Here is a 20,963-nt window from a genome sequence, read left to right as displayed (position 1 = left end):
CGACATGGACGACGCTGAGGAGAACAAAGCAGTCGGGAGAGGATCGACGGGACCTCCGGTAACACAGCTTTCGCTCGCGCCGTTCAAGCTTGTCACCGAAGAGACTCGTGCCACCATCCTTGGAACACTTGCGAGTTATCAGGCCGAGAACCCGCACGACTCGGGGATTGGATTCAACGAGCTACGTGAGGCAGCAGGAATCGGAGATTCTGGAAAGTTCAATTACCACCTCGACAAGCTACAGCCAGCGTACGTCAAACAGACCGAAAGCGGGTACGCGCTGACAAATGCTGGGGTATCGCTCGTCGGGACGCTCCGGGCCGGTGTCGGTGCTGAGACGGTCCGCGGGCCGGAGACGCTTGATGCGGCGTGTAGCATCTGTGACACCGAACTCACTGTTCGCTACGAGGATGCAATCCTCTCGGTGTCGTGTGAGAACGACCACAGCGATCCACGGGATTATCTCCCTCCGAGGGCAGTCGACGGACGGACACTCCAAGAAGCGGTTTCACTCCAGAAGCGTCGGACGATGCACGACTGTGAGTTTATCCGTGAAGGGGTCTGTCCTGCGTGTTTCGACGATGTCGAATGCAAGTACACGGTGCTCGATGCACCGCAAGCGAGTCACGTTCTTGTTGCAACCTGCGAGGGCTGTGGAAGAGTCTCAGGGTCCCCGCTCGGGATGTACCTGCTTCGAGAGCCACCAGTCGTGGCATTTTATCACGACCACGGTGTCGACGTCACTGAGACACCACTGTGGACACTGGATTTGGTTATCGCAGAGCCGACACTGCGTTCCGAAGACCCACTCCAACTGTCACTGTCGGTCGAGCGGGACGGAGAACAGCTGACGCTGGTCGTCGACGAGGCACACAACTGCTCGACAGTAAGCGTACTCGGGTCGACTGATATACCAGGTTGCACTCCCCGGAGCCCCCGACAATCTGTTTCCAACTGTTCTCAATGTCTGCGAGGGAGAGGTCTGTCGCTGACGACTCGGTGAGTCGCTCGTAGGCGGGTTCAAACATGCAGGCCTCCTCATCTAATGAATCAAGAAACAACAGCGCGTCCCCGCTTCCGACGTGGCCACCGTTAAATCTCAGTCGTTGCTTCGCAGCCTGGTGGCCCATCTACGGCAGGACCGTCAGCATAAGCTACCTCCAAGTTCCGAAGAGCTACCAATCGACCTCGTACCTTCCCAGTTGATTACTTCCTGACTCCGTTTCTGATATAGTCACGTGTTTGACGTGGTCAGACGCCGCTTCCAGCGCTCCTTTGATTGCACCCTTGGCAATCTCACTTGGATACGGCCACTTGTCGGTGACGCCAACAACTGCGCTGTTGTCCGAGACCTCCTCAATCTGGTACTGGCCGATGGGGTACTCCTCTGTCGAGTTTCGATATGCATCCTGGTTCGTTTGTGCGACCATCTTGAGAACCTCTGTCGGGTCGTCACCTACCTCATCAGCCCAGGGAACGTTCCGTCCCATGTCGATGCCCGCCTGGAGTACCGTTCTATCACCGATTGTGTTTGCAACTTCGGTGACCGCGTCAACGAATGCTGTTGCCTGGTACCACTCCTCTAGAGTTGGGTTGGTAATTCCATGGTCGTCAAGGACTGCTCGGAGTCGCTGTTCGAATACCGGTGAGACTTCGCCTGCACTCTCGAGGAATGCAGTCACATATACTCCCGTAACTTCAGTCTGGGAATCCATTGTAGAATGTTCTTCCGTGGTCTCTGCATTGTAAACTATGCCTGAACTATCAAGCTGTTACATATCGGGGATGATATACCATGGTGGAACCGTCAGACACGGTTCGGGAATATGCAAACTCTCAGAGGCTACCTCTTATAAAACCAGCAGGACAGCCCAGGCAGTAGGTTGATGATATATGATACCCATCACTGCCGTATGTCAGACTACGACCCTGACGCCGAGGTTGTCGGGAAGTACATGTTGGCGTTCATCGAATCGGCCGGCGAAGTGTCACCGGTCTTCGAGAGCAAGGTTCGAAGCACGTTCGAGGAGTACACGGGGAAAGTCAAGCCAGACAAGTGGTATCGTGCAGAGGATGTAAAGCAGACATACGAAGCAATTTTGGCAGACGTGGGTCCGAGGACAATGAAAAACGGCGGTGTCGAGACTGCCAATACGCTCCCGTTCGACGAGGACAAGTCCGTGGAAGGAGCCCTGGCGTTACTCTGTGAAGAGCACACTAGCAGCGAGGTCTATCGGAATACAACGAGCAGGCGGCCGGCCGGACAGTACACATACGAGGTAGACGGCCAGTCGGCACGCCTCGGCGCGACAGAGGGGTATCCCTACACTAAACCGTTCGTCGAGGGTATCTACAGCGGCCTGATTTCGAGATACGGACCACCAGAGAGCAGGCCGGCTTTCGACGAAACCACTCCTCGGGCTGACGAAGCGTTCGCCTGGGAAGTCGAGTGGTGAGGGTGTGGGGTATCTAGTTCTGCCTCTCAGCAAAATGACTACTGTGAGACGAGGTCCTCGTTTTTCGCCACAACCTCGTCGCGTTTCCGGTCGACAAACAGTGAGTCGGTCCACTCGGTCTCTCTAGTCCCCTCGTCCCCATCACTTCCGTCGAGCGCTTCGAGCCTCGCGACAGAGGCGGCCCTCGCGACCGACAGCGACCGGTGGGTCTGGTCGCCGACGACCTCGATTTTGTTTCGCGCTCCGCCGGGGACGTAGACGAACTCCATCGGCTCGACGACGAGCGTCTGGTGACTCCCGTCCTCGCGTTCCAGCGTGTATTTGGCCCGGCCGTCGAGACAGAGGTTCACCTCGTCTAGTCCCGGGGTGTGGGTGTGCCAGTCGAGTTTCTCGTCGGGGCGCAACTCGAAGTACAGGCATCGGAGCTCGTTGGTCCGAATCGTCTGTGGTGGGTGGGCCACGTCGTCGGCGTCAGCACCATCTGCCTGTGCTGTCTGTATCTTGTACATCGTCTGCTCGGGTAGCTGGCTGTACGCGAGTTCCTCGGGCGTTACGTCGGGTTGTTCGTCTTCGTCGTGGTCCATGTGTTCGCTTATTTCGTTCCCTGTTTGTGTTCTTTGCTAAGATGTTGGGATTTCGATTCAGCCCTCTCCCCAGAGGGCAAGAACTGTCGGTCAAGACCGATGCTGGACTGGGCTGTTCGCTGACACACCCTCGTGGGGGCCACGGCCTCGCCTGTCAGTCAGTGTCTGATTCGTTGTCGCCCTCGTCGCGGCGGTCAGAGAGATGCTCCCATATCTCGGCACATCCCGCACCGTCCGGAACTGAGTCGAGGTGGCCTTCGGCTCCGTCGGTTGCTTCGTCCTGAGAGTCGTCATCGCTCATTGGTCCTCAGTAGTGCCGCTATTGGTATAGATACTTCTGCGCGGGTAAGCCATGCCAGTTGTCCACAATACAGGGAATGGTTTCCGGTACCACCGACAAGCGTTCTCCGCAGAACCCGGAGTCTGCGGTCGATTCTGGTCGAAATCGGTATCATAGGAATCGGCGGTGGCTGACGGCGACAGCACATTTAGCCAGCATGACTGTTGAACAGCAGTATGGTGACGGCTATTCATCAACTCGACGACGGAGCTTGGTTGAGTGTGAACGACGAACGGCAGGTGACAGTGAGCAACCTCTGGTTGCTGGCTAATCACGATGTCTGTCGCTGTCAGCCGGCCGATTTCCTTGCAGAAGGGTTTGTGGAGATTGGTGTTGACACCGGGCGTGTGGAGGGGCGTATTGCCGGGCGGTGCATACGGTGTGGCACCAGCGACGTAACAGGCTGGCTGGAGTTCGGTCGTGCCGACCCAGAGACCGGTGAGTTTCGGCCAGTTGTCCCCGATAGCATCCACCTATCCCGCCGTTGTACCCGACTCACCTCCCGGCGGTAAGTGTTGTCTACGGAATACCAGCAACATTCTCTCTTGCCTCGGTGCATCGGTAACGATTGACTCTTCGTATATGAATTTACATCCAACCCCCCTGGGTGTTCCCATGCCGACCGAAGTCGAATCCTGGAAAGAAGAGGTCTACGGCGAAGAGGTTCGCGACCACTTAGAACAGTTCGCGAAGGAGGGATGGGACGCTATCCCAGAGGACGAGCACGACGCTTGGTTCGAACGGTTCAAATGGTGGGGGCTGTATCACCAGCGGAAGGGCCAAGAATCGTATTTCATGCTCCGTATCGGTGTGCCGATGGGCCGTCTGACGCCCCTACAGCTACGTGAAGTGGGCGAGATAGCACAGGAGTTCGCGACAGGTCCTGTCGAGAACCCAGAGTTCCCGGGAGGCTACGTCGATTTCACGACTCGGCAGTCGATTCAACTACACTGGATATCCATCGAGGACGTGCCAGAGGTATTCGACCGCGTGGAATCCGTTGGCCTCTCGACCATTCAGGCGTGTGGTGACTCGTGGCGGAACATCGTCGGGTCTCCGTTGGCGGGACGAGACGCGGACGAGCATATCGATGTCTGGCCACTCGTTCAGGAACTCAACGACGATTTCAAGGGGAACCCGGCACACGAGAATCTTCCCCGCAAATGGAAGGTATCCGTGACCGGTGATACCCGTGGCGCCGGGCAGGGTGATATCAACGACCTCGCGTTCGAACCAGCGGTCACAGACCGCGACGGCGAGCAGGTGAAGGGATTCAATATCCGTGTCGGCGGTGGGCTCGCACGCAAGGAGCCCCGGCTGGCCCGTGATATCGACGTGTTCGTCACGCCAGAGCGGTTAACCGACGTGGCCGCAGGAATCAGTGCGCTCTTTCGTGACCACGGTGACCGCGATGACCGATTCAACGCGCGGTTCAAGTTCCTCGTCGACGACTGGGGAACTGAGAAAGTCCGTCGGGTGCTCCAAGAGGAGTACATCGATTACGAACTCCCGCCTGCCGGCGAGGACCTGCGCGAGCAGTACGACTACAACGCCGGCAGGACAGACAGACCCGGCGATTACGTCGGTGTCTTCGACCAACACGACGATCAACACTACGTCGGCCTGTCTGTGCTTACCGGGCGTGTGAACGCCGAATCTGTCGTGGAACTCGCAGATGTTGCAGAGCGATATGGTTCAGAGCTCATCGGTGTTACCCAGCGTCAGAATCTCGTTGTTGCAGACATCGCAGACGAGGACCTGGATGCCTTCCTTGATGAGCCATTGCTCGACACCTACAGCCCGAATCCGCACCCGTTCGAGCAAGGGTCGATTGCCTGTACTGGCACCGAGTTCTGCTCGCTCTCGATTGTCGAGACGAAAAACAGGATGGTCCGGTACGCAGAGTGGCTTCAAGAGAACGTACCCGTCCCGGATGGGCTCCCGGAGTTTCACATCCACCTCTCTGGCTGTACTGCCTCGTGTGCACAGCCACAGATTGCCGACCTCTCGTTGCGGGGGATGAAGACGCGAAAAGACGGTGAGCCGGTCGAGGCGTTCGACATCGGTCTCGGTGGTGGCCTGGGTGAGGAGCCAACCTTCGCCGACTGGATCGAGATGCGCGTCCCCGCAGACGAAGTCCCCGGCTACATCCAGAATTTACTCGCTGCCTTCGACGACGCTGGCGCTGACGGCGAGTCGTTCCGGGAGTTCGTCGCTGCCCGGAGTGAGGATGAACTCCAGGCACTCGCTGACCCAGAGGAGACAGATTACGAGGACCCGTACATGCACAACACCAAAATGACCTGGTATCCCTACGCCGCGGACGACGCAATGGAGGCCACGCCAGCGCCGACCGATGCAGAGGGACAGCCACTCGGATCGGGTGACTAACCGTGGTCGACCGCATCATGCGGGTCAACGCGTACACCACCTTCGACCTGCTCGACGCCACCGTGGAGGGCCACGGGTTCACTGAATCGGCACCAGCGACGCTGAACGTCTCGGTACCGCGAGGACAGCCCGATCACGTCCGGCTCGAATTAGAGGTTGACAACGTCGAACTGGAGACGGTCCGGCCACACAGCGACAGCGTCTCACTCAGCGCAACACAGGCCCGTACACTCGCGGCCGAACTCGAATCGTACGCTGCCGATGTCGAGACAGCGGCGTCCGAACAGGAGGGGAAAGATGACTGAACAGGCGCTGATTCTCGCTGGACACGGCTCACACCGGAACCCCGATTCGGCACGTCCGACGCTCGCACACGCAGACACGGTTCGGGAACAGGTCGACATTCCAGTAAAGACCGCCTTTTGGAAGGAGGACCCCTCGTTCCGTGCAGTCTTGCGGACGGTTGACGCTGATGAAGCCATCGTCGTCCCGGTGTTTATCAGCGAGGGGTATTTCACCGAGCAGGTACTGCCCCGTGAGTTTGGACTCGGAGCAGACGACCGAGACGGCAGCGTTGCGGTGACTCGCTGTCCGCCGGTCGGCACACACGACGCGATGCGGGATGTCGTACTGGGTCGGATTGCCAGGCTCTACGGAGAGCCAGACGAATCTCTCGGGCTGGCGCTGATCGGACACGGAACCGAGCGCAACGACAAGAGCGCCCGTGCAGTGCACGACCACGCCCAGCGGCTTCGAGAGTCGACCGCGCTCGGCGAGGTCAACGTAGCGTTTATGGACGAATCGCCCGGAGTTGACGGCGTCGTTTCGCGGTTCGATACCGACAGTGTGGTCGTCGTTCCGATATTCGTCGCTGATGGCTTCCATACCCGTGACGAAATTCCAGAGCTGCTTGGCCTGGTCGACGAGCCCGGCGACGAGTTCACCCTCCCGACGACTGTCGACGGCCACACGGTGTATTACACGTCGGCAGTTGGGACCGACGAAGCCGTCGCCAGTGTGATTCTCGAACGTGCGAGAGAAGGCGGCCTCGACCCAGGAGCCCCACCAGATGGTCCGTACAGTGATGTACCGGTGCGCTCCGAGGCCGCACAGGCGTTCGAAGACTGGCTACAGCCCGTCCCAGAGACCGGCAGACAGTTTGGTGAACTTACAATCGAGGCCAGAGCAAGCGGCTACGAACTCCGACACACTGACGACGACCGGGCGAACGAGACGGTCTCGCTTGAGGACCTTCGAGAAACGGTCAGATTCGACCAACATGGACGCTACCGCCCATTCGCCGGCGAGCGGTCGCTTCCGGCCGGATGGCGTGTGTCTGTCGCGGACACGGCCGAGTTGATGACTGCAGTGGCGACGGTGTATCCGACGGCTGTCGAGGACTGGTACGCCACGCAGACAGGGGGTGTCGACCCGGTTCCGTGGTCAGCGGTCGCCAGTCGCCAGACGGGAATCTACGCATCTGTCGACGACCTCGACCAGGGTACCGTCGACCGAACTGTCGATGCGGTCTGTGACGGTTGTGTCAGATGCCCCGCCTGGCGCGAAACCGGTGACGACGGTACGACAATCCCGTGTCTGGAGCCGTGTTCGTTCCTCGTTGCTGCGGCCCGTGAGTTCGACGCCCACGGAGCCACCGCCGATACCGATAGTCTTCACTCCTCGGAGGATGTCGAGCGAGGCGATCTCACCGACCCAGCAAACCGCTACCGCGTCCGGTACAGTCGACAAGCCAGCAAACTCACTCAAAAATGAATACGACACCACAGACAGGGACGGTCCACCTCGTCGGTGCAGGTCCCGGTGACCCCGAGCTACTCACGATGAAGGCTCGTCGGCTACTCGATGAGGCAGACGTCATTCTTCATGACTCGTTGGTCGGCGACGCAATCGTCGACACGCTACCAACCAGCCCGACTGTCGTCCACGTCGGGAAGCGACCAAACGGTGAGCGCACCCCGCAAGTCGAAATCAATGCTCGAATGGTTCGCGAAGCTCGTGCCGGCAACGATGTCGTCCGGCTGAAAGGTGGAGACCCGACGGTGTTCGGTCGTGGTGGCGAAGAGGCCGAACATCTCGCCGCCCACGGCGTTCCGTTCGATGTTGTTCCTGGCGTCACCAGCGCTGTTGCGGCGGGTGCCGGTGTTGGCATCCCCGGGACACACCGGGAACACGCCTCAACTCTGACCATCGTGACCGGTCACGAAGACCCATCGAAGGAGGAAAGTGCACTGGACTGGGAATCGCTCGCGGCCACCGTCGATGCCGGCGGGACGCTGGTCGTGCTCATGGGCGTGGGGCGACTGCCGGACAACGTGGCTGCACTCACGAGCCAGGGTCTCGCTCCCGATACGCCCGTTGCACTGATTGAACGGGCGACGTTGCCCGAGGAACGCGTCGTTACCGGGACACTCGCGACAATCACCGAGGTCGCGACAGACCATGAGGTCGAACCGCCCGCAGTAACAGTTGTCGGTGACGTAGTCAGCGTGCGCGACACCGTCAAGCACTCGCTTGGAGGGACCGACGGTGCCGTGGTACCTCACTCCTCGCCACCGTATTCTGAGAGGCGAGAGGCCGAAACGGAGGTCGAGCGATGACCGCATCAATCGACGGCGACTGGTCCCTGAAGCGTCTGCTCGTCGAGAAAATCGGTTCGGGACCCAAGACCGCGGCGGACCTGACGTACGACCAGGCTCGCGAAGGGTTTGCACGAGTGCTCGACGGTGACCCAGACCGCGCCACTGTCGCGGCGTTTTTGCTCGCAAACCGCTGGAAGGTCTCGACACCGACGGAACTCGCTGGATTTATCGATGCCGTGCGCAGCCGTTCAGTGAACACTGCTGTCCCAGCGGTCGACCCTGTCGACTGCGGGGCAAACTACGACGGGAAAACAGATACCCTCGTTCTCGGTGTTGCTGCTGGCCTCGTGGCGGCGGCAGCCGGCACACCTGTCGTGACACACGCTGGACCGCCACTCCCGGGAAAAGAGGGGACGACCTACCGCGACGTACTCGCCGAACTCGGTGTCGTCACCAATATTACGCCAGCGGCAAGTGCTCGGATGACCGACGAGGTTGGCTTTGGATTCTACAACCAGACACAGTTTAGCCCAGCTCTCAACGATATTCGTGACCTACGAGCAACTATCGGAGTTCGAACCTCGATAAACACCGTCGAAACCCTCGCTAACCCCGCAAACGCGAGCGTCCACCTGGGAAGTTTCTACCACCGCACATACGGTGAGAAAGTGGCCTCGGCCGTCCGGGAGAGCCGAACACTCCCGACCGAGGAAGTACTGATGGTTACCGGCCTGGAAGGGTACGACGATATCCGCCCCGGCACGGTCCCGGTCGCGGAGTGGACCGGCGGCGAAACAATCACCGAACGACAGGCGTTCGACTCACCACCCGAGTTCGACCGCGAACCACTCAGCGCCGACGACGTACGAAAGGCGTCTGCACGGGTCACCGAGTCGGTCCTCTCGAACGACCGCGACGGTCCACTCGTGGAAGCAGTACTGGTCAACGCTGGCGCCCGTATCTACGCTGGCGGGAACGCCGACACCATTCCCACTGGGGTCGAACAGGCGCGGACGGCGTTACATAGCGGGGAGGCTACAGCGCGTCTTGGCGCACTCCGGTCGTTCTCTCCGTAGCTGGGATGATGGCGAAAACAGTCGCTTACATGTAACCGAGGTCGCGCAGGCGCTCCATCAGGTCCTCTTTGTCCTGGGCGCGGCCGGCGCGTTCGGTCGTGTCTTCGAGATTCTGGAGCCAAGCGGGTTCGTCGGTCGTCTTCTCGGTCGAAACCTCGGAGCCGAGCGAGCGGAATCCGGCGACATACTTCGGCGAGATGGGAACGTCCTCCCACTCGACACCCTCGGGGAGGTCGTCGCCTGCCTGGGGGATGTACCCCTCGTCGGGGAACTCCTCGGCCTCTTCGGGAACGACGTAATGCCAGAAGGCGTCCCAGACATCGGCCTCTTTGAACTGCAAGATTGGGTGGACGCGGTCGTGTGGGGGGTAGGTATCAGGGTCGTGACGCGGCGAGAAGAACGTCTCGTCGGCGCGTGCCTCCTGCTCGTCCCAGCGGACGCCCGAGATGACGCCGTCAATCTCGTGATCTTCGAGAGCGTCGTTGAGCGCGACCGTCTTGAGGAGGTGATTCCCGACGTACGTGTCGAGCAGGAAGGGGAATGTCTCCTCCTCGTATTCGAGGATGTCGCGAACGTGATGCTGGTTGTGCGCATCGAGCGCGCTAACAGGGATGTCGTCACCGGGTTCGAGCCCCTGCTCGGAGACGTAGTCGCCGACGCTCTCGTTGCGAGCGTAGACGAGGTCGATGTCCCATGCCTCAGCCCAGCGCTCGACGAAGTCGGTAATCTCGTCGAAGTGCTGGAAGTGGTCGATGAACACCGCCGTCGGCTTCTCGTAGCCGAACTGGTCGGCGACCTCGTTGATGAAATACAGCGTGAGCGTCGAGTCTTTGCCGCCGGTCCACATCACGGCGGGGTTCTCGTACTCTTCGAGCCCCTGCCGGGTTACTTCGATTGCCTTCTCAATTTTCGATTCCAGCGACGGGTACTCGGTGGGTTCCTCGCCTTCGCCGTCGTCGTAGTCGACATCGACGTACTCCGGAAAGTCTGCCGTCATAACTCAACTGCGACACCTGCGTTTCATCAAACTTTTCATTCACTTCGAGGATGACATTAGCTGACGAGACTACGACCTTCCATCTCGCGGGTGTCGGTGTCGACCTCCATGAGGTCGAGAATCGTGGGGGCGATATCGTAGAGGTCGACTGAGTCGATCGAGAGGTCGGCCGTCGAGTAGAGACAAGCGTTCCCGAACTTGTGCATCCCGTTGCGCGCTTCTTTCGCGAAGATTTCTTCGCCGTCGTCGAAGCCGGCTTTGAGGTCGAATCCATCAGCGGGCACGACCACGACATCGGGCGCAATTTCCGTGTGTAGGCCGTCGAAGACCTCCTCGCCTTTGACGATGCGGTCACAGACTGCGCGGCCGTCAGGGCCGGTCAGCGTTTCGAGGTCGGCGATGAGTTCCTCCCGTACCTCCTCGTACTCGCTTTCCGGAACAACGCCACCCGGTTCGCGACCCTCCAGATTGAGATAGAACCGGCCGGGGATGAGCGAGTACGCCCGTGCGTCATCGCCGATGTCGGCCAGTTCGTCGGGCTCGTCGGCCTCGTAGGTGAGCCAGCCCTGCTGTGCGAGCCACCGGTTGCATTTCACCTCGTGGTGGAGTTCGGTGAACCCGTGGTCGGAGGCGATGACGAGTTCGGTCTCGTCGTCGAGTTGCTTGCGAACCTCGCCGATGTAGTCGTCGAGCGTGCTGTAGAACTCGAGGAACTCCTCGGCGTACTCGCCGTCCTGTGCGTAGTCCCGGAACAGGAAATGATTCACACGGTCGGTCGACATGAAGACCCCGAAGAAGAGGTCCCAGTCGTCCTGCTCGACATAGTGACGGAACGCCTCGTAGCGCGCATCGAGCGTCTCGTTTGCGCTTTCGATGAACGCGGTCTTGTCGTCGTCGTGGCCGAGGCTGGCGTCGACGTCGATATTGTACGAGAGGTCCGAAAGCGTCGCCTCGATCTCGGGGTCGCTCGCCGCCTGTTCGAGCGACGGCGAGAGAAAGCCCGAGACCTGTCGCTGGATGGTCTCCGAGGGCGGAAAGGTCACAGGCACGTTGAACACGGACGCAGACCGGTCGGCGTCGGTGACGATATCCCAAAGCCGAGGTGCTTCGACGTGTGCGCCCATCGGCACGTATGTCTCGTAGGAGCCTGACTTCCGGTCCTGGAAGCCGTAGACGCCGGTTTCACCGGGGTTCTTGCCGGTCGTCAGCGCTGGCCAGCACGCGCTCGACTCCGGTGGAACGATACTAGATATCTGTCCGCCGGCCCCGTCGGCCGCAATCGCGTGGAGGTTCTCGAACACGTCGGGGTGGTCTTCGACGAGGTCGTACGGCACGCCATCAATACCGAGAAAGACGACCCGAGGGCCGTCATCGCCGCGCAGGCGGTCGAACAATCCCATATCGCTGCTTGATGCTCCGAGCGTGTAAATAGATGCTGTCTTCGGTCGTGTCCGGTGTTCTTACTTCAAATCCCTCAATATCGTGGTCGTGGAGTCATTCCGATAGGGTCGTAACCCATCGTATGGCGACACGCAGACAGCGCGTCGACCGATTCGCTCCGCGTCGCATCCAGGAGTCCGGTACGGGAGTGTTCGGCTGACGGGTCGAATCCGACCCAGTTTTGGTCGTTCGGCTGGACCGTTTCGGTAATGGACGAGGATATCGAAAACCGAGCGACAGAGGCAGCGGAGATTAGCGCCCTCTACAACGCCCTGAAACACGACAGCGACGCACAGGTCGGTGCCATCATGGGGCCGCTGATGGGGGAGAACCCCGACTTTCGCGAGTACGGCGACCAGATTCCCGGCGTCATCGCGCCGGTCGTCGAGCGGGTCAACGGCATGAGCAGGGACGAGCGCCGCGAGCGACTCGCCGAACTCGCGCCGGACCAGCTCGAAGAGCTCGAATCCGAAGACGAGGAGGACGACCAGGTGCTCCCAGAGCTACCGAACGTCGAGGAGTACGACCAGGTTCGGATGCGAATGGCACCGAACCCGAACGGCCCGTGGCACCAAGGGAGTGCCCGGATGCCCGCGGTCATCGGGACGTACAAAGATATCTACGACGGGTGGATGCTCTGTCGGTTCGACGACACCGACCCCGAGACAAAGCGTCCGGACCTCGACGCTTACGACCAGATTCTCGATGCTGTCGACTATCTCGGCTTCGAGCCCGACAAAATGCTTCGCGCGAGCGACCGGCTCGACATCTACTACGACCACGCCCGAGAGCTCATCGACGCGGGGGGTGCCTACACCTGTTCGTGCCCGCAGGCGGACTTCTCCGAGATGAAAAACAACGGCGAGGCCTGTCCACACCGCGAGAAAGACGCCGAGACCGTCCACGAAGAGTTCGAGGCGATGGTCGCGGGCGAGTACGGCGACGGCGAGATGGTCCTCAGAGTGAAGACCGATATCGGCCACAAGAATCCCGCTCTCCGGGACTTCGTCGCGTTCCGGATTATCGAGACACCACACCCCCGAGAGGAGGCTGCAGAGTACCGGTGTTGGCCGATGCTCGACTTCCAGAGCGGCATCGACGACCATCTCACGGGAGTGACCCACATCATCCGCGGTATCGACCTGCAGGACTCTGCCAAGAAGCAGCGGTTCGTCTACGACTACTTTGGCTGGGAGTACCCCGAGGTGGTCCACTGGGGCCACGTCAACGTCGATGGCTACGACGTGGCAATGTCGACCTCGACGATCAAGGAACTGGTCGAGTCCGGCGAACTCGATGGCTGGGACGACCCGCGCGCCCCGACACTCGCAAGCCTCCGGCGGCGCGGCATCCGCGGGGAGGCAATCGTCGACGCGATGGTCGAACTCGGCACGTCGACCTCGAACGTCGACCTCTCGATGTCTGCTATCTACTCCGAGAACCGCGAGCGAATCGACGACGGGACCGACAGGGCGTTCATGGTCCGGGACCGTGACGACGCTGAAGCCGTCGAACTGCCAGTCACCGGCGGTCCAGACGCCGGCCACCCACCGGTCCATCCGGAACACGAAGAGCGCGGCCGACGAGAGATTCCGGTCGGCGACGGCGTCCTGCTCGAAGCCACAGACCTCCCCCAGGAGGGTGAGCGCGTCTGGCTCAAAGGGTACGGCTGTGTCAGATACACCGGCGAGGCATTCGAGTATGTCGACGCCGAGATCGACGTGACCCGGGAGGAAGACGTCGACATCGTCCACTGGGTCCCGGCCAAAGACAACCGCGCAGTGGTAATGCGGACCCCCGACGGGGACGTGTCCGGGTACGCGGAGTCGACGCTCGAATCGTACGAGTCCGACGAGATGCTCCAGTTCGAGCGCGTCGGATTCGTCCGCGTCGACAGCCACGACGACGAGACGACGGTCTACTTCGCACACAAGTAAGCGAACACCACCGGTTCAAGACTTAAGTGTCACCCCGGTCTGTGTGTAGCTAGCAATGGCAATCGACCCAGAGTTCGAGGACACATACACGGAAGTAGAGCGACACGACGGACACCGCGTCTGGACGCCCGACGGAGAGGAGACGACCACAGAGAAGCAGGGAATTCACGGAACCCACGTCGCGGTAGATTTCGACATCTGTTTGGCCGACGGGGCCTGTCTCGAAGACTGTCCGGTAGATGTCTTCGAGTGGGTCGACACCCCCGGCCACCCAGAGAGCGAAATCAAGGCCGACCCAGCCCACGAGGACCAGTGTATCGACTGTATGCTGTGTGTCGATGTCTGTCCGGTCGACGCAATCGACGTCGACCCGAGTCGGGCGGGACGAATCTAGCAGGTAAAACCCGGGTGCCCTCGCTGTGTCGACAGCCTATTTCTCGGCAATCCACTCGCGGGCCTCTGGCAGACTCTCGGTAATATACGACCGGTGTTCGGAGTCGTCCATCCCATCCATGAGCTGTTCGATGTCCATCTCCGCGATGAGAGTTCCAGGATAGACAACACCGCTGTACATCATTCCGGCGTCGATGATGTCCGGCGCCCACTCTTCCTGTAGCCACGTTCTATCAGCTTTGGTGTGGGCTTCGATTCTGTTCGAATCAATAATCATCTTGAAGAGGTCGTTGTCCGCCGCGAACGCCAGCAATGCATTTGCGCCTTGCCGGAGTTCCTCGCCCGAAACAGGTTTCGTCCACGTGTAAATTACCGTATCGATGTCTTGGTCCACCTCGATTCTGTAGGTCTCTGTCTCCTCAATCACCCGCGTCATACCCTATCTTTTTCGTGTCTCTATATAAACGTCCTGTGCAGCAACCGACAGCCAACTCCGGTGTCAGAACCCTCGGCTTCCTGAGCAGCTAGTGACAAACGTCTTAATCCCCCGGTGAGATGATTCTGTGATAGGGTAGTGTTATACATGCACATGGTCACACTTACCAAAGGCGTTCCCGACTTCAGAGAGGGAAAGGTATCGTTCGACGAGGATGGCCACCTGGAACGCGGCAAGACGCCGACAGTCATGAACCCGAACGACAAGGTCGCGCTCCAGGCAGCACTCCAGACGAAGGTCAAACACGGCGGACACGTCTCGCTTCTGAGCATGGGGCCGCCAGGCTACAAGGAGGTCCTGCGTGAGGGGATGGACGACGTCTACGCGGACGACCTCTACTTGCTTTCCGACCGGGAGATGGGTGCAGCAGACACGTGGGCAACAGCCATGACGATTGCCACAGGTATCGAGATGCTCGACGAGGAGCCCGATATCATCTTCGCGGGCTTCAAAACCGCTGACGGCGAGACTGGCCACACCGGCCCACAGACCAACTGGTGTATCGACATCAACGACGAACTCACGGACAGACCGCTGATTACGCACGTCATCTCGCTCGATATCGACGAGGAAACAGAGACGGTGCGTGCGAAGCGACTGGTCGAAGGAGACCTCTCGGAGATCGAGACTATCGAGGCCGACCTACCGGTGTTTATCGTCACTGACCCGGAGTTCGAGGCGAACTACCGTCGAGCGGAGCACCGACTCCGGTACAAGGACCTCCGCGAGCAGACACAGGAGCGGGCGGCGAACCTCGACCCCGACGAGGACGTGACCGTCTGGGACCACGAGGCGCTCAACCTCGACCCGGATTTCATCGGGCTCGACGGGTCGCCGACCATCGTCTCCGGGGTAGACCCGATTCCCAAAGGCCCCTCCGAGCGCGAGGCGACGATGGTGACGCCCGACGACGAGGAGGGGATGACAGCGGTATTCGAGGAGCTGAACGCGTTCGCGGGGGGTGACTGAGCATGGTCGATATTGACCCGACCGACCACGAGATTGCCGACCTTGGTCCCGAGGTGAATCGCATCGAAGATGTTGGGGAACTGCGGGAGATGCTCTCGCTCGAAGCGGACGGCGAGGACAGAGCACCTGTCAAGACACTCATCGAGAGCCGCATCGAGACACTGGAGGCCGACGACGAAACCGACCCAGAGACGGTCGACCTGACGGAACTGACCATCGCGGACATCGCGAACATGGTCCGAGACGTCGAGGACCCGGAAGTGCTCCGTGACATCCTCGAACGCGAGAAGGCGGGAGACGAGCGCAAAGGCGCAATCTCACAGATCGAGAGCCGCATCGAATCCATAGAGGGGACAGAGGACGATGGTGACGAGCCAGAGTACGAACCCCCAGAAGAGAAATATCCCGACCTCGACCACCCGACCGCGGACAAACAGTACGTCGAGGGCCTCTCGGGCGAGCAGTACCGCGACATGTGGGTCTACTGCGAGACCCAGCAGGGCGAGCTTATCGATGTCTCCAAAGAGATGCTGGGCCGTGCCCGGGAGTTGATGGACGCCTACAACGCCGACGAGGATATCGCCGAGGATACGGCGGCCTACGGCGGCGACGAGGATGGGAATAGCGAGGAGGTGGTGGCGGTACTGATCGGAGACTCGGTCGCTGACCTCGCCGACGAGGCAATCGCTTATGGAGCCGACCGCGTGGTCTATCACGAGGACGACCGGCTCGGACGGTTCAGACATAAGCCCTACACTGAGATATTCTGTCACATGTGCAGAGACTGGAGACAGGAGTGGCGAGACTACCACGAACCCCGGTACAACATCTTCCCGGCAACGAACAACGGTCGGGACCTCTCGGCGCTTGTCCAGGGCGAACTCGACTCCGGGCTGGCCTCTGACTGTTCAGACCTCTACATCGACGAGGCGATGATCTCGAACCCGGCGAAAACGGGCAAGCCAGGCGACAGCGTGGAGTTCGAGCGCGTGCTCCACATGCCCCGACCGGATTTCTCCGGGTTCGAGTACTCCACGATTCTCTGTATCGACAAGCCGTTCCGGGACTTCCACCCACAGGGTGCAAGCGTCATCCCAGGAACGTTCGACCTTCCGGAGCCAGACGAGGGCCGCGAGGGCGAGATACTCGAACACGACATCGAGTTGCCCGAGGACTGGTTCCAGGTCGACGTCCTCGAACACGACCAGCTGGAGGAGGGTGTCGACCTGACGGGTCACGATGTCATCGTCGCGATGGGTCGCGGCATCGACCGCGTCGACCCGACCGAGGGCATCGAGTTGGGACTTGAGCTGACAGACCAGTTCGAGGACGCCGGCTTCGGTCTCTCACGGGGTGTCATCACAGCCTCTTACGAGTTCGAGGGCCACGTCGAGGGCTACATCACCGAGGAGCGCCAGATTGGTGAATCCGGCCAGGCGGTCGAACCAGCCCTCTACATCGCCGCGGGCATCTCCGGGGCGGTGCAACACAAAGTCGGGATGGACGACTCTGAGACCATCGTCGCAATCAACACCGACCCTGAGGCCGACATCAGAGACTTCTCGGATTACTTCATCGAGGGAGACCTCTTCGAGGTGCTTCCTCGGTTCATCGAGGCACTCGAGGAGGGGAGCTTCGAGCGGGCGGTTGCCGAGGTGAGTAACGACTGATGACGTTCTCGACACGCCACCAACAGCTACAGGAGGGATACGATGACTGAATACGAACACTACGAGGCGGTTGTCGTCGGGGCCGGTCCCGGCGGTGCCGCCGCCGCAGCAGCACTGGCAAACCAGGGAATCGAGACACTTGTCCTCGAACGTGGCGCGGACGCGGGCGCGAAGAACGTCTCAGGCGGGCTCATCTACGCCGAGGAGTGGGCACCGTACACAATCGACGACCTGTTCCCCGGCTTTCGCGAGGCGGCCGCCGAGCGCCCGGTCGAGGAGTACTACATCCACAACATCGCTGGCGAGAGCGTCAAGACGTTCGACCTCGACCGGATTCACAACAAGGGAACGGAGTGGTGTGACGCCGTTCTCAGGCGGCGGATGGACTCCTGGCTGGCCGAGCGGGTCCACGAGATGACACGCGAGACGGGTGGCGGTCTGCTAACCGACGTTCGCGTCAACGGACTGCTCCGAGAAGGCGGGACAATCGTCGGCGTCACCTGCGACGAACTCGACCCCATCACGGCAGACGTGATTATCGCCGCAGACGGCGTGAACTCCGAACTCGCCCGAGACGCGGGCCTGATGAACTGGGACGAGCCCGAGGATTGGTTCCAGGGCGTCAAGGCGGTCGTCGACATGGAGCCGTCGGTCATCAACGAACGCTTCGATGTGAGCCCAGAGAGCGGGTCGGCACATCTCTTCTCGGGCGACCTCTTCGACGGCATCAGAGGCGGTGGGTTCCTCTACACCAACGAGGACTCGCTCTCTGTCGGGACCGTTTTCCACCTAGACTCACTGGCAGACGGCCGGGCAGAGCCACACGAACTCCTCGATAGCCTGCTCACCCACCCGTTGCTTGACCAGTGGTTCCAGGGTGAGTACGACGAACGCGAGTACGCCGCCAAACTGGTTCCGGACTCGAAAAAAGTCGCCCACCCGTCGCCACACCGGGGTCGCCTGCTGCTTGTCGGCGACGCAGCCGGACAGATGCAGGCCCAGGGACCCATCATCAAGGGGATGAACCACGCCGTCACGGCCGGCGGGCTCGCGGCCGAGGCAGTAGCGGAAGCAAAGACACGGGGGAACAGCCTGGCTGCGGGCGCACTATACGAGCAGAAACTCGAAGACGAGGGCGTGATGAAACGGCTGCGGCCACGCCGGTACCGCGCGACGCGGCTCGTCTCGGAAAGTGGCCCCGTGAACAGGCTCGGGTCGGCGGTTCTCAACTCTCGCGTCGGTGCGATGGGGCTGCAGCTGTTCGACGGCCTGCTGGAGCGGTCGTTCAACTCACCGTTCGTCCTCGGAATGATTCCGGACACGAAGATGACCTACGTGACGATTCCCGAGCGCGTGGGGGAGGTACTCGGTGACCCGGTCGACGGCGAGAACACGGTCGAACCGCCGGAACTCGACGACCGTATCGGCGACCTGACCTACAACGTCGACGACCCACACATCGAACTCCGCGACGACAGCTACGAGGCGAGCGGGACTGCCGTTACCGCCTGTCCGGTCAGCGCAGAGGGCTTTGGCGGTGGCTGTTACCGCGAAGAGACGGTACAGACCAACGGCACGACCGAACGCAAGGTGAGCCTCGACACCCAACCGTGCGTGGAGTGTGGTACCTGTGCCGTCGTCGCAGACACCCACTGGGAGCACCCCCGCGGCGGCAAAGGCGTCGAGTTCAAACAGGGGTAGGCCAATCATGGCACAGTCAGAGACGTTTCACCGGCGGGTTCACGAGATCGCAAGACGGGCGACCAAAGACTGTGCGGCCTTCGAGCCGCCAGCAGAGCCGCCGGACGAGGGGCGGGCGATGGAGATACTCCGAGAGGGCGTCGGTCCTGCCGTCTCGCTCTACGTCGAGGCCAGGACAGGCGGCCAGAACATTCACTTTCCCCCCGACAAGTACCAGGCGCTCGAATCCTCAATGAACGATTGGCTGGCACTGTACACCGCCTGCTACGGCGTCGACACTGAGCCAGACGTGACCCTCCGGGTGGCCGCGGAGTTGTTGGTCGACACGCACAACATCAGAGATGTGGCACAGATTCTGACAGGCGTCCCAGAGCGAGCGTGAACGGTCTGAACTGTCCCAGTGGCCTGTCAACTGTACCAAATAATTATAACCCGTGGCGTGGTATTTCTTATCATGACAGGAATTGTCACACCAGAGTTTGCACACGACAGCAGACGCGACATCTACGACTACGTTGAGCGACACGGCGCGATGGAGCCAGACGCGGTGCGCGAGGCGATGGGAATGGAACGACGGGCATTCGGCCATCACGTTGCGATTCTCAAACGAGACAGCGTACTCGAACAGCAAAAGGGGAAGCTGCGGGTTGCCTTCGAGGGCGGCGCAGAAGAGGAGTACACGAAGGGCGACGTTTCCTTCACTATCCGCCAGGCACGGGAGGAGGACCTGACCGGCCTCGTAGGGGCAATCCGGCAGGCCATCGGCGGCGGCCAGTACGCACGAGCGGAGACTGTTGCCGACGTGGTCGACAACGAGGGTGTACTGCTTCGGCACAACGAAGTCGAGTCACGCATCTTCTTCGTCGCCTGCGTCGGCGGCGAGGTCGTCGGCTGGGTCCACCTCAAACACGTCGACCTCGACAAGCTGCGCCACACTGCACAGCTGACCGTGGGGGTCCTCGAAGAGTACCGCGGCAACAGTATCGGAAGCCACCTGCTCGAACGCGGCCTCTCGTGGGCGGCCAAACAGGAGTTCGAGAAAATCGAGAACGCGCTGCCCGCGACCAACGAACGGGCCATCGAGTTTCTCAAATCCCGCGGGTTCGAGGTCGACGCGGTCCGGGAGGATCATTACAAGCTCAACGGCGACTACGTCAACGAAGTCATGATGATGACACAGCTCTAGTCTTCTCTGTTTGCCGCCCCCTCGGGCAGCTCATCGTCAGCTGTCGTCAGCGCATCGGCCACCACGCCATCCTGTCGCGAGCGAACGCGGGCGTGTCCCGCACAGACGTACTCGTTTTCCGTCCACGGAATGTGTAACTCGACGGTCGCCTCGCTGTCACACTCCTCCTGTGCACACTCCATAGTACATTGTATACACGGGAGTGACTTAACCGAGGGGCTATAGCACGATGACGGCGACCATTACCGCGAGGATGACGAGGCTGACAAGCACTTTCACGACCTTCTGGCCGAAAGACTGGAGCACGACGACGACAGAGGCGACCGCGCTCCCGAGTAGGTTACCACGCTGTCGATACTCAAGGACAAAGACGGTGCCGAACAGACCGACGAGTGAGGCCGTCGGCCCCCAGATGAGGAACACCACCGTACTCACGAGACCACCTGCAGCGGCCGTCGTCGTGGACGCACCGCTGACCTTGGCGGCGATGACCGGGCCGATAAACTGGGACGCGATGACGAACAGACCCAGCAGCGTCAGGACCACGACAATGGCTGTCGACGGCGAAGTTAACCCGGTCTCCCACCAGTAGAGGTAGACGCCGGCGAGCGAGAGTGGCATCTCGCCGGGCGTCTGTGGGAGGATAGAGGTGACGGCACCAGCGACCAGAAGCGCCAGCGCGAGGAGCGTGAGAATCGACATCAACGCCGTCTTGGGACTCCTCGGT

General features: G+C 60.7%; 23 protein-coding genes and 1 pseudogene. 16 read left to right on the top strand and 8 right to left on the bottom strand.

The genetic code is table 11. The features are described 5' to 3' along the window. Positions 1-4: 4 nt before the first annotated feature. Positions 5-1,003 carry a DUF7351 domain-containing protein gene (locus OSC37_RS01565; RefSeq protein WP_267162851.1) on the top strand — a complete coding sequence of 333 codons (999 nt, stop codon included), beginning with the start codon at positions 5-7 and terminating at the stop codon, positions 1,001-1,003. A gap of 172 nt (positions 1,004-1,175) precedes the next feature. Here the strand turns inward: OSC37_RS01565 and OSC37_RS01560 are convergent, their stop codons facing one another. After that, positions 1,176-1,682 carry a hypothetical protein gene (locus OSC37_RS01560; protein ID WP_267162850.1) on the bottom strand — a complete coding sequence of 169 codons (507 nt, stop codon included), beginning with the start codon at positions 1,680-1,682 and terminating at the stop codon, positions 1,176-1,178. A 231-nt stretch (positions 1,683-1,913) separates the two neighbouring features. On the opposite strand from OSC37_RS01560, the gene OSC37_RS01555 reads away from it, so the two are divergent. Then, positions 1,914-2,456, top strand: coding sequence for a hypothetical protein (locus OSC37_RS01555; RefSeq protein WP_267162849.1), 543 nt, complete (start codon positions 1,914-1,916; stop codon positions 2,454-2,456). A gap of 38 nt (positions 2,457-2,494) precedes the next feature. On the opposite strand, the gene OSC37_RS01550 is transcribed toward OSC37_RS01555, so the two are convergent. After that, entirely contained in the window at positions 2,495-3,040 is a 546-nt protein-coding gene (locus OSC37_RS01550; protein WP_267162848.1) for a cupin domain-containing protein, read from the bottom strand. A gap of 154 nt (positions 3,041-3,194) precedes the next feature. Continuing rightward, entirely contained in the window at positions 3,195-3,341 is a 147-nt protein-coding gene (locus OSC37_RS01545; RefSeq protein WP_267162847.1) for a DUF8595 family protein, read from the bottom strand. A gap of 215 nt (positions 3,342-3,556) precedes the next feature. Between OSC37_RS01545 and OSC37_RS19180 the strand changes: the two genes are divergently transcribed. The 7 genes and pseudogenes from OSC37_RS19180 (at position 3,557) to OSC37_RS01515 (ending at position 9,447) form a co-directional block, all read left to right on the top strand. Further along, on the top strand, positions 3,557-3,892 hold the full coding sequence (locus tag OSC37_RS19180; protein ID WP_267162846.1) for a DUF8134 family protein: 336 nt from the start codon (positions 3,557-3,559) through the stop codon (positions 3,890-3,892). Between the two features lie 103 nt (positions 3,893-3,995). After that, the gene (locus OSC37_RS01535) at positions 3,996-5,771 is read left to right on the top strand and encodes a nitrite/sulfite reductase (protein WP_267162845.1); all 1,776 of its coding nucleotides are present in this window, start codon (positions 3,996-3,998) and stop codon (positions 5,769-5,771) included. 2 nt (positions 5,772-5,773) lie between these two features. After that, on the top strand, positions 5,774-6,076 hold the full coding sequence (locus OSC37_RS01530) for a DUF6360 family protein (RefSeq protein ID WP_267162844.1): 303 nt from the start codon (positions 5,774-5,776) through the stop codon (positions 6,074-6,076). After that, positions 6,069-6,842 (top strand): annotated as a pseudogene (locus OSC37_RS19100) (CbiX/SirB N-terminal domain-containing protein); the annotation flags it as partial. The gene OSC37_RS01530 and the pseudogene OSC37_RS19100, both read left to right, overlap by 8 nt. 21 nt (positions 6,843-6,863) lie before the next feature. After that, entirely contained in the window at positions 6,864-7,544 is a 681-nt protein-coding gene (locus OSC37_RS19095) for a DR2241 family protein (RefSeq protein ID WP_438267597.1), read from the top strand. Next, positions 7,541-8,389, top strand: a complete 849-nt coding sequence (gene cobA / locus OSC37_RS01520; RefSeq protein WP_267162842.1) for a uroporphyrinogen-III C-methyltransferase — start codon at positions 7,541-7,543, stop codon at positions 8,387-8,389. Before OSC37_RS19095 ends, cobA begins: the two co-directional genes overlap by 4 nt. Next, on the top strand, positions 8,386-9,447 hold the full coding sequence (locus OSC37_RS01515; protein WP_267162841.1) for an anthranilate phosphoribosyltransferase: 1,062 nt from the start codon (positions 8,386-8,388) through the stop codon (positions 9,445-9,447). The genes cobA and OSC37_RS01515 overlap by 4 nt, the downstream gene beginning before the upstream one ends. A 25-nt stretch (positions 9,448-9,472) precedes the next feature. Here the strand turns inward: OSC37_RS01515 and OSC37_RS01510 are convergent, their stop codons facing one another. Both OSC37_RS01510 and OSC37_RS01505 read right to left on the bottom strand, forming a co-directional pair. Then, positions 9,473-10,444, bottom strand: a complete 972-nt coding sequence (locus OSC37_RS01510; RefSeq protein WP_267162840.1) for a phosphoadenosine phosphosulfate reductase family protein — start codon at positions 10,442-10,444, stop codon at positions 9,473-9,475. Positions 10,445-10,500: 56 nt separating this feature from the next. Continuing rightward, complete coding sequence (locus OSC37_RS01505; RefSeq protein ID WP_267162839.1) at positions 10,501-11,844, bottom strand: alkaline phosphatase family protein; 1,344 nt, start codon at positions 11,842-11,844, stop codon at positions 10,501-10,503. A gap of 249 nt (positions 11,845-12,093) precedes the next feature. On the opposite strand from OSC37_RS01505, the gene OSC37_RS01500 reads away from it, so the two are divergent. Further along, complete coding sequence (locus tag OSC37_RS01500) at positions 12,094-13,821, top strand: glutamate--tRNA ligase (protein ID WP_267162838.1); 1,728 nt, start codon at positions 12,094-12,096, stop codon at positions 13,819-13,821. A 55-nt stretch (positions 13,822-13,876) separates the two neighbouring features. Then, positions 13,877-14,215, top strand: coding sequence for a 4Fe-4S dicluster domain-containing protein (locus OSC37_RS01495; protein WP_267162837.1), 339 nt, complete (start codon positions 13,877-13,879; stop codon positions 14,213-14,215). Positions 14,216-14,251: 36 nt separating this feature from the next. On the opposite strand, the gene OSC37_RS01490 is transcribed toward OSC37_RS01495, so the two are convergent. After that, the gene (locus OSC37_RS01490; protein WP_267162836.1) at positions 14,252-14,650 is read right to left on the bottom strand and encodes a hypothetical protein; all 399 of its coding nucleotides are present in this window, start codon (positions 14,648-14,650) and stop codon (positions 14,252-14,254) included. A gap of 147 nt (positions 14,651-14,797) precedes the next feature. On the opposite strand from OSC37_RS01490, the gene OSC37_RS01485 reads away from it, so the two are divergent. From OSC37_RS01485 to OSC37_RS01465, 5 genes are all read left to right on the top strand, one after another. Next, positions 14,798-15,679 (top strand): electron transfer flavoprotein subunit beta/FixA family protein, encoded by an 882-nt coding sequence (locus OSC37_RS01485; protein ID WP_267162835.1) that lies wholly within the window; start codon positions 14,798-14,800, stop codon positions 15,677-15,679. Positions 15,680-15,681: 2 nt separating this feature from the next. Next, entirely contained in the window at positions 15,682-17,349 is a 1,668-nt protein-coding gene (locus OSC37_RS01480) for an electron transfer flavoprotein subunit alpha/FixB family protein (RefSeq protein WP_267162834.1), read from the top strand. 42 nt (positions 17,350-17,391) lie between these two features. Next, positions 17,392-19,050: an FAD-dependent monooxygenase gene (locus tag OSC37_RS01475; protein WP_267162833.1), complete on the top strand. Its 1,659-nt coding sequence runs from the start codon at positions 17,392-17,394 to the stop codon at positions 19,048-19,050. A 7-nt stretch (positions 19,051-19,057) separates the two neighbouring features. Continuing rightward, positions 19,058-19,432: a DUF8055 family protein gene (locus OSC37_RS01470; protein ID WP_267162832.1), complete on the top strand. Its 375-nt coding sequence runs from the start codon at positions 19,058-19,060 to the stop codon at positions 19,430-19,432. A gap of 72 nt (positions 19,433-19,504) precedes the next feature. After that, entirely contained in the window at positions 19,505-20,236 is a 732-nt protein-coding gene (locus OSC37_RS01465) for a bifunctional helix-turn-helix transcriptional regulator/GNAT family N-acetyltransferase (protein WP_267162831.1), read from the top strand. On the opposite strand, the gene OSC37_RS01460 is transcribed toward OSC37_RS01465, so the two are convergent. Together OSC37_RS01460 and OSC37_RS01455 are read right to left on the bottom strand one after the other, a co-directional pair. Further along, a complete protein-coding gene (locus tag OSC37_RS01460; RefSeq protein ID WP_267162830.1) occupies positions 20,233-20,418 on the bottom strand; it encodes a DUF8014 family protein in 186 nt (61 codons plus the stop codon). The genes OSC37_RS01465 and OSC37_RS01460 overlap by 4 nt on opposite strands. A gap of 37 nt (positions 20,419-20,455) precedes the next feature. Then, positions 20,456-20,938: a DUF456 family protein gene (locus tag OSC37_RS01455; protein ID WP_267162829.1), complete on the bottom strand. Its 483-nt coding sequence runs from the start codon at positions 20,936-20,938 to the stop codon at positions 20,456-20,458. Between the last annotated feature and the right edge of the window lie 25 nt (positions 20,939-20,963).

Origin of the sequence: Halovenus salina (assembly GCF_026410925.1) — an archaeon.
In the GTDB taxonomy this organism is placed as follows: Archaea; Halobacteriota; Halobacteria; order Halobacteriales; family Haloarculaceae; genus Halovenus; species Halovenus salina.
The sequence above is the reverse complement of the archived record's forward strand: the minus strand, read 5'-3'. Positions and strand labels throughout refer to the sequence as shown.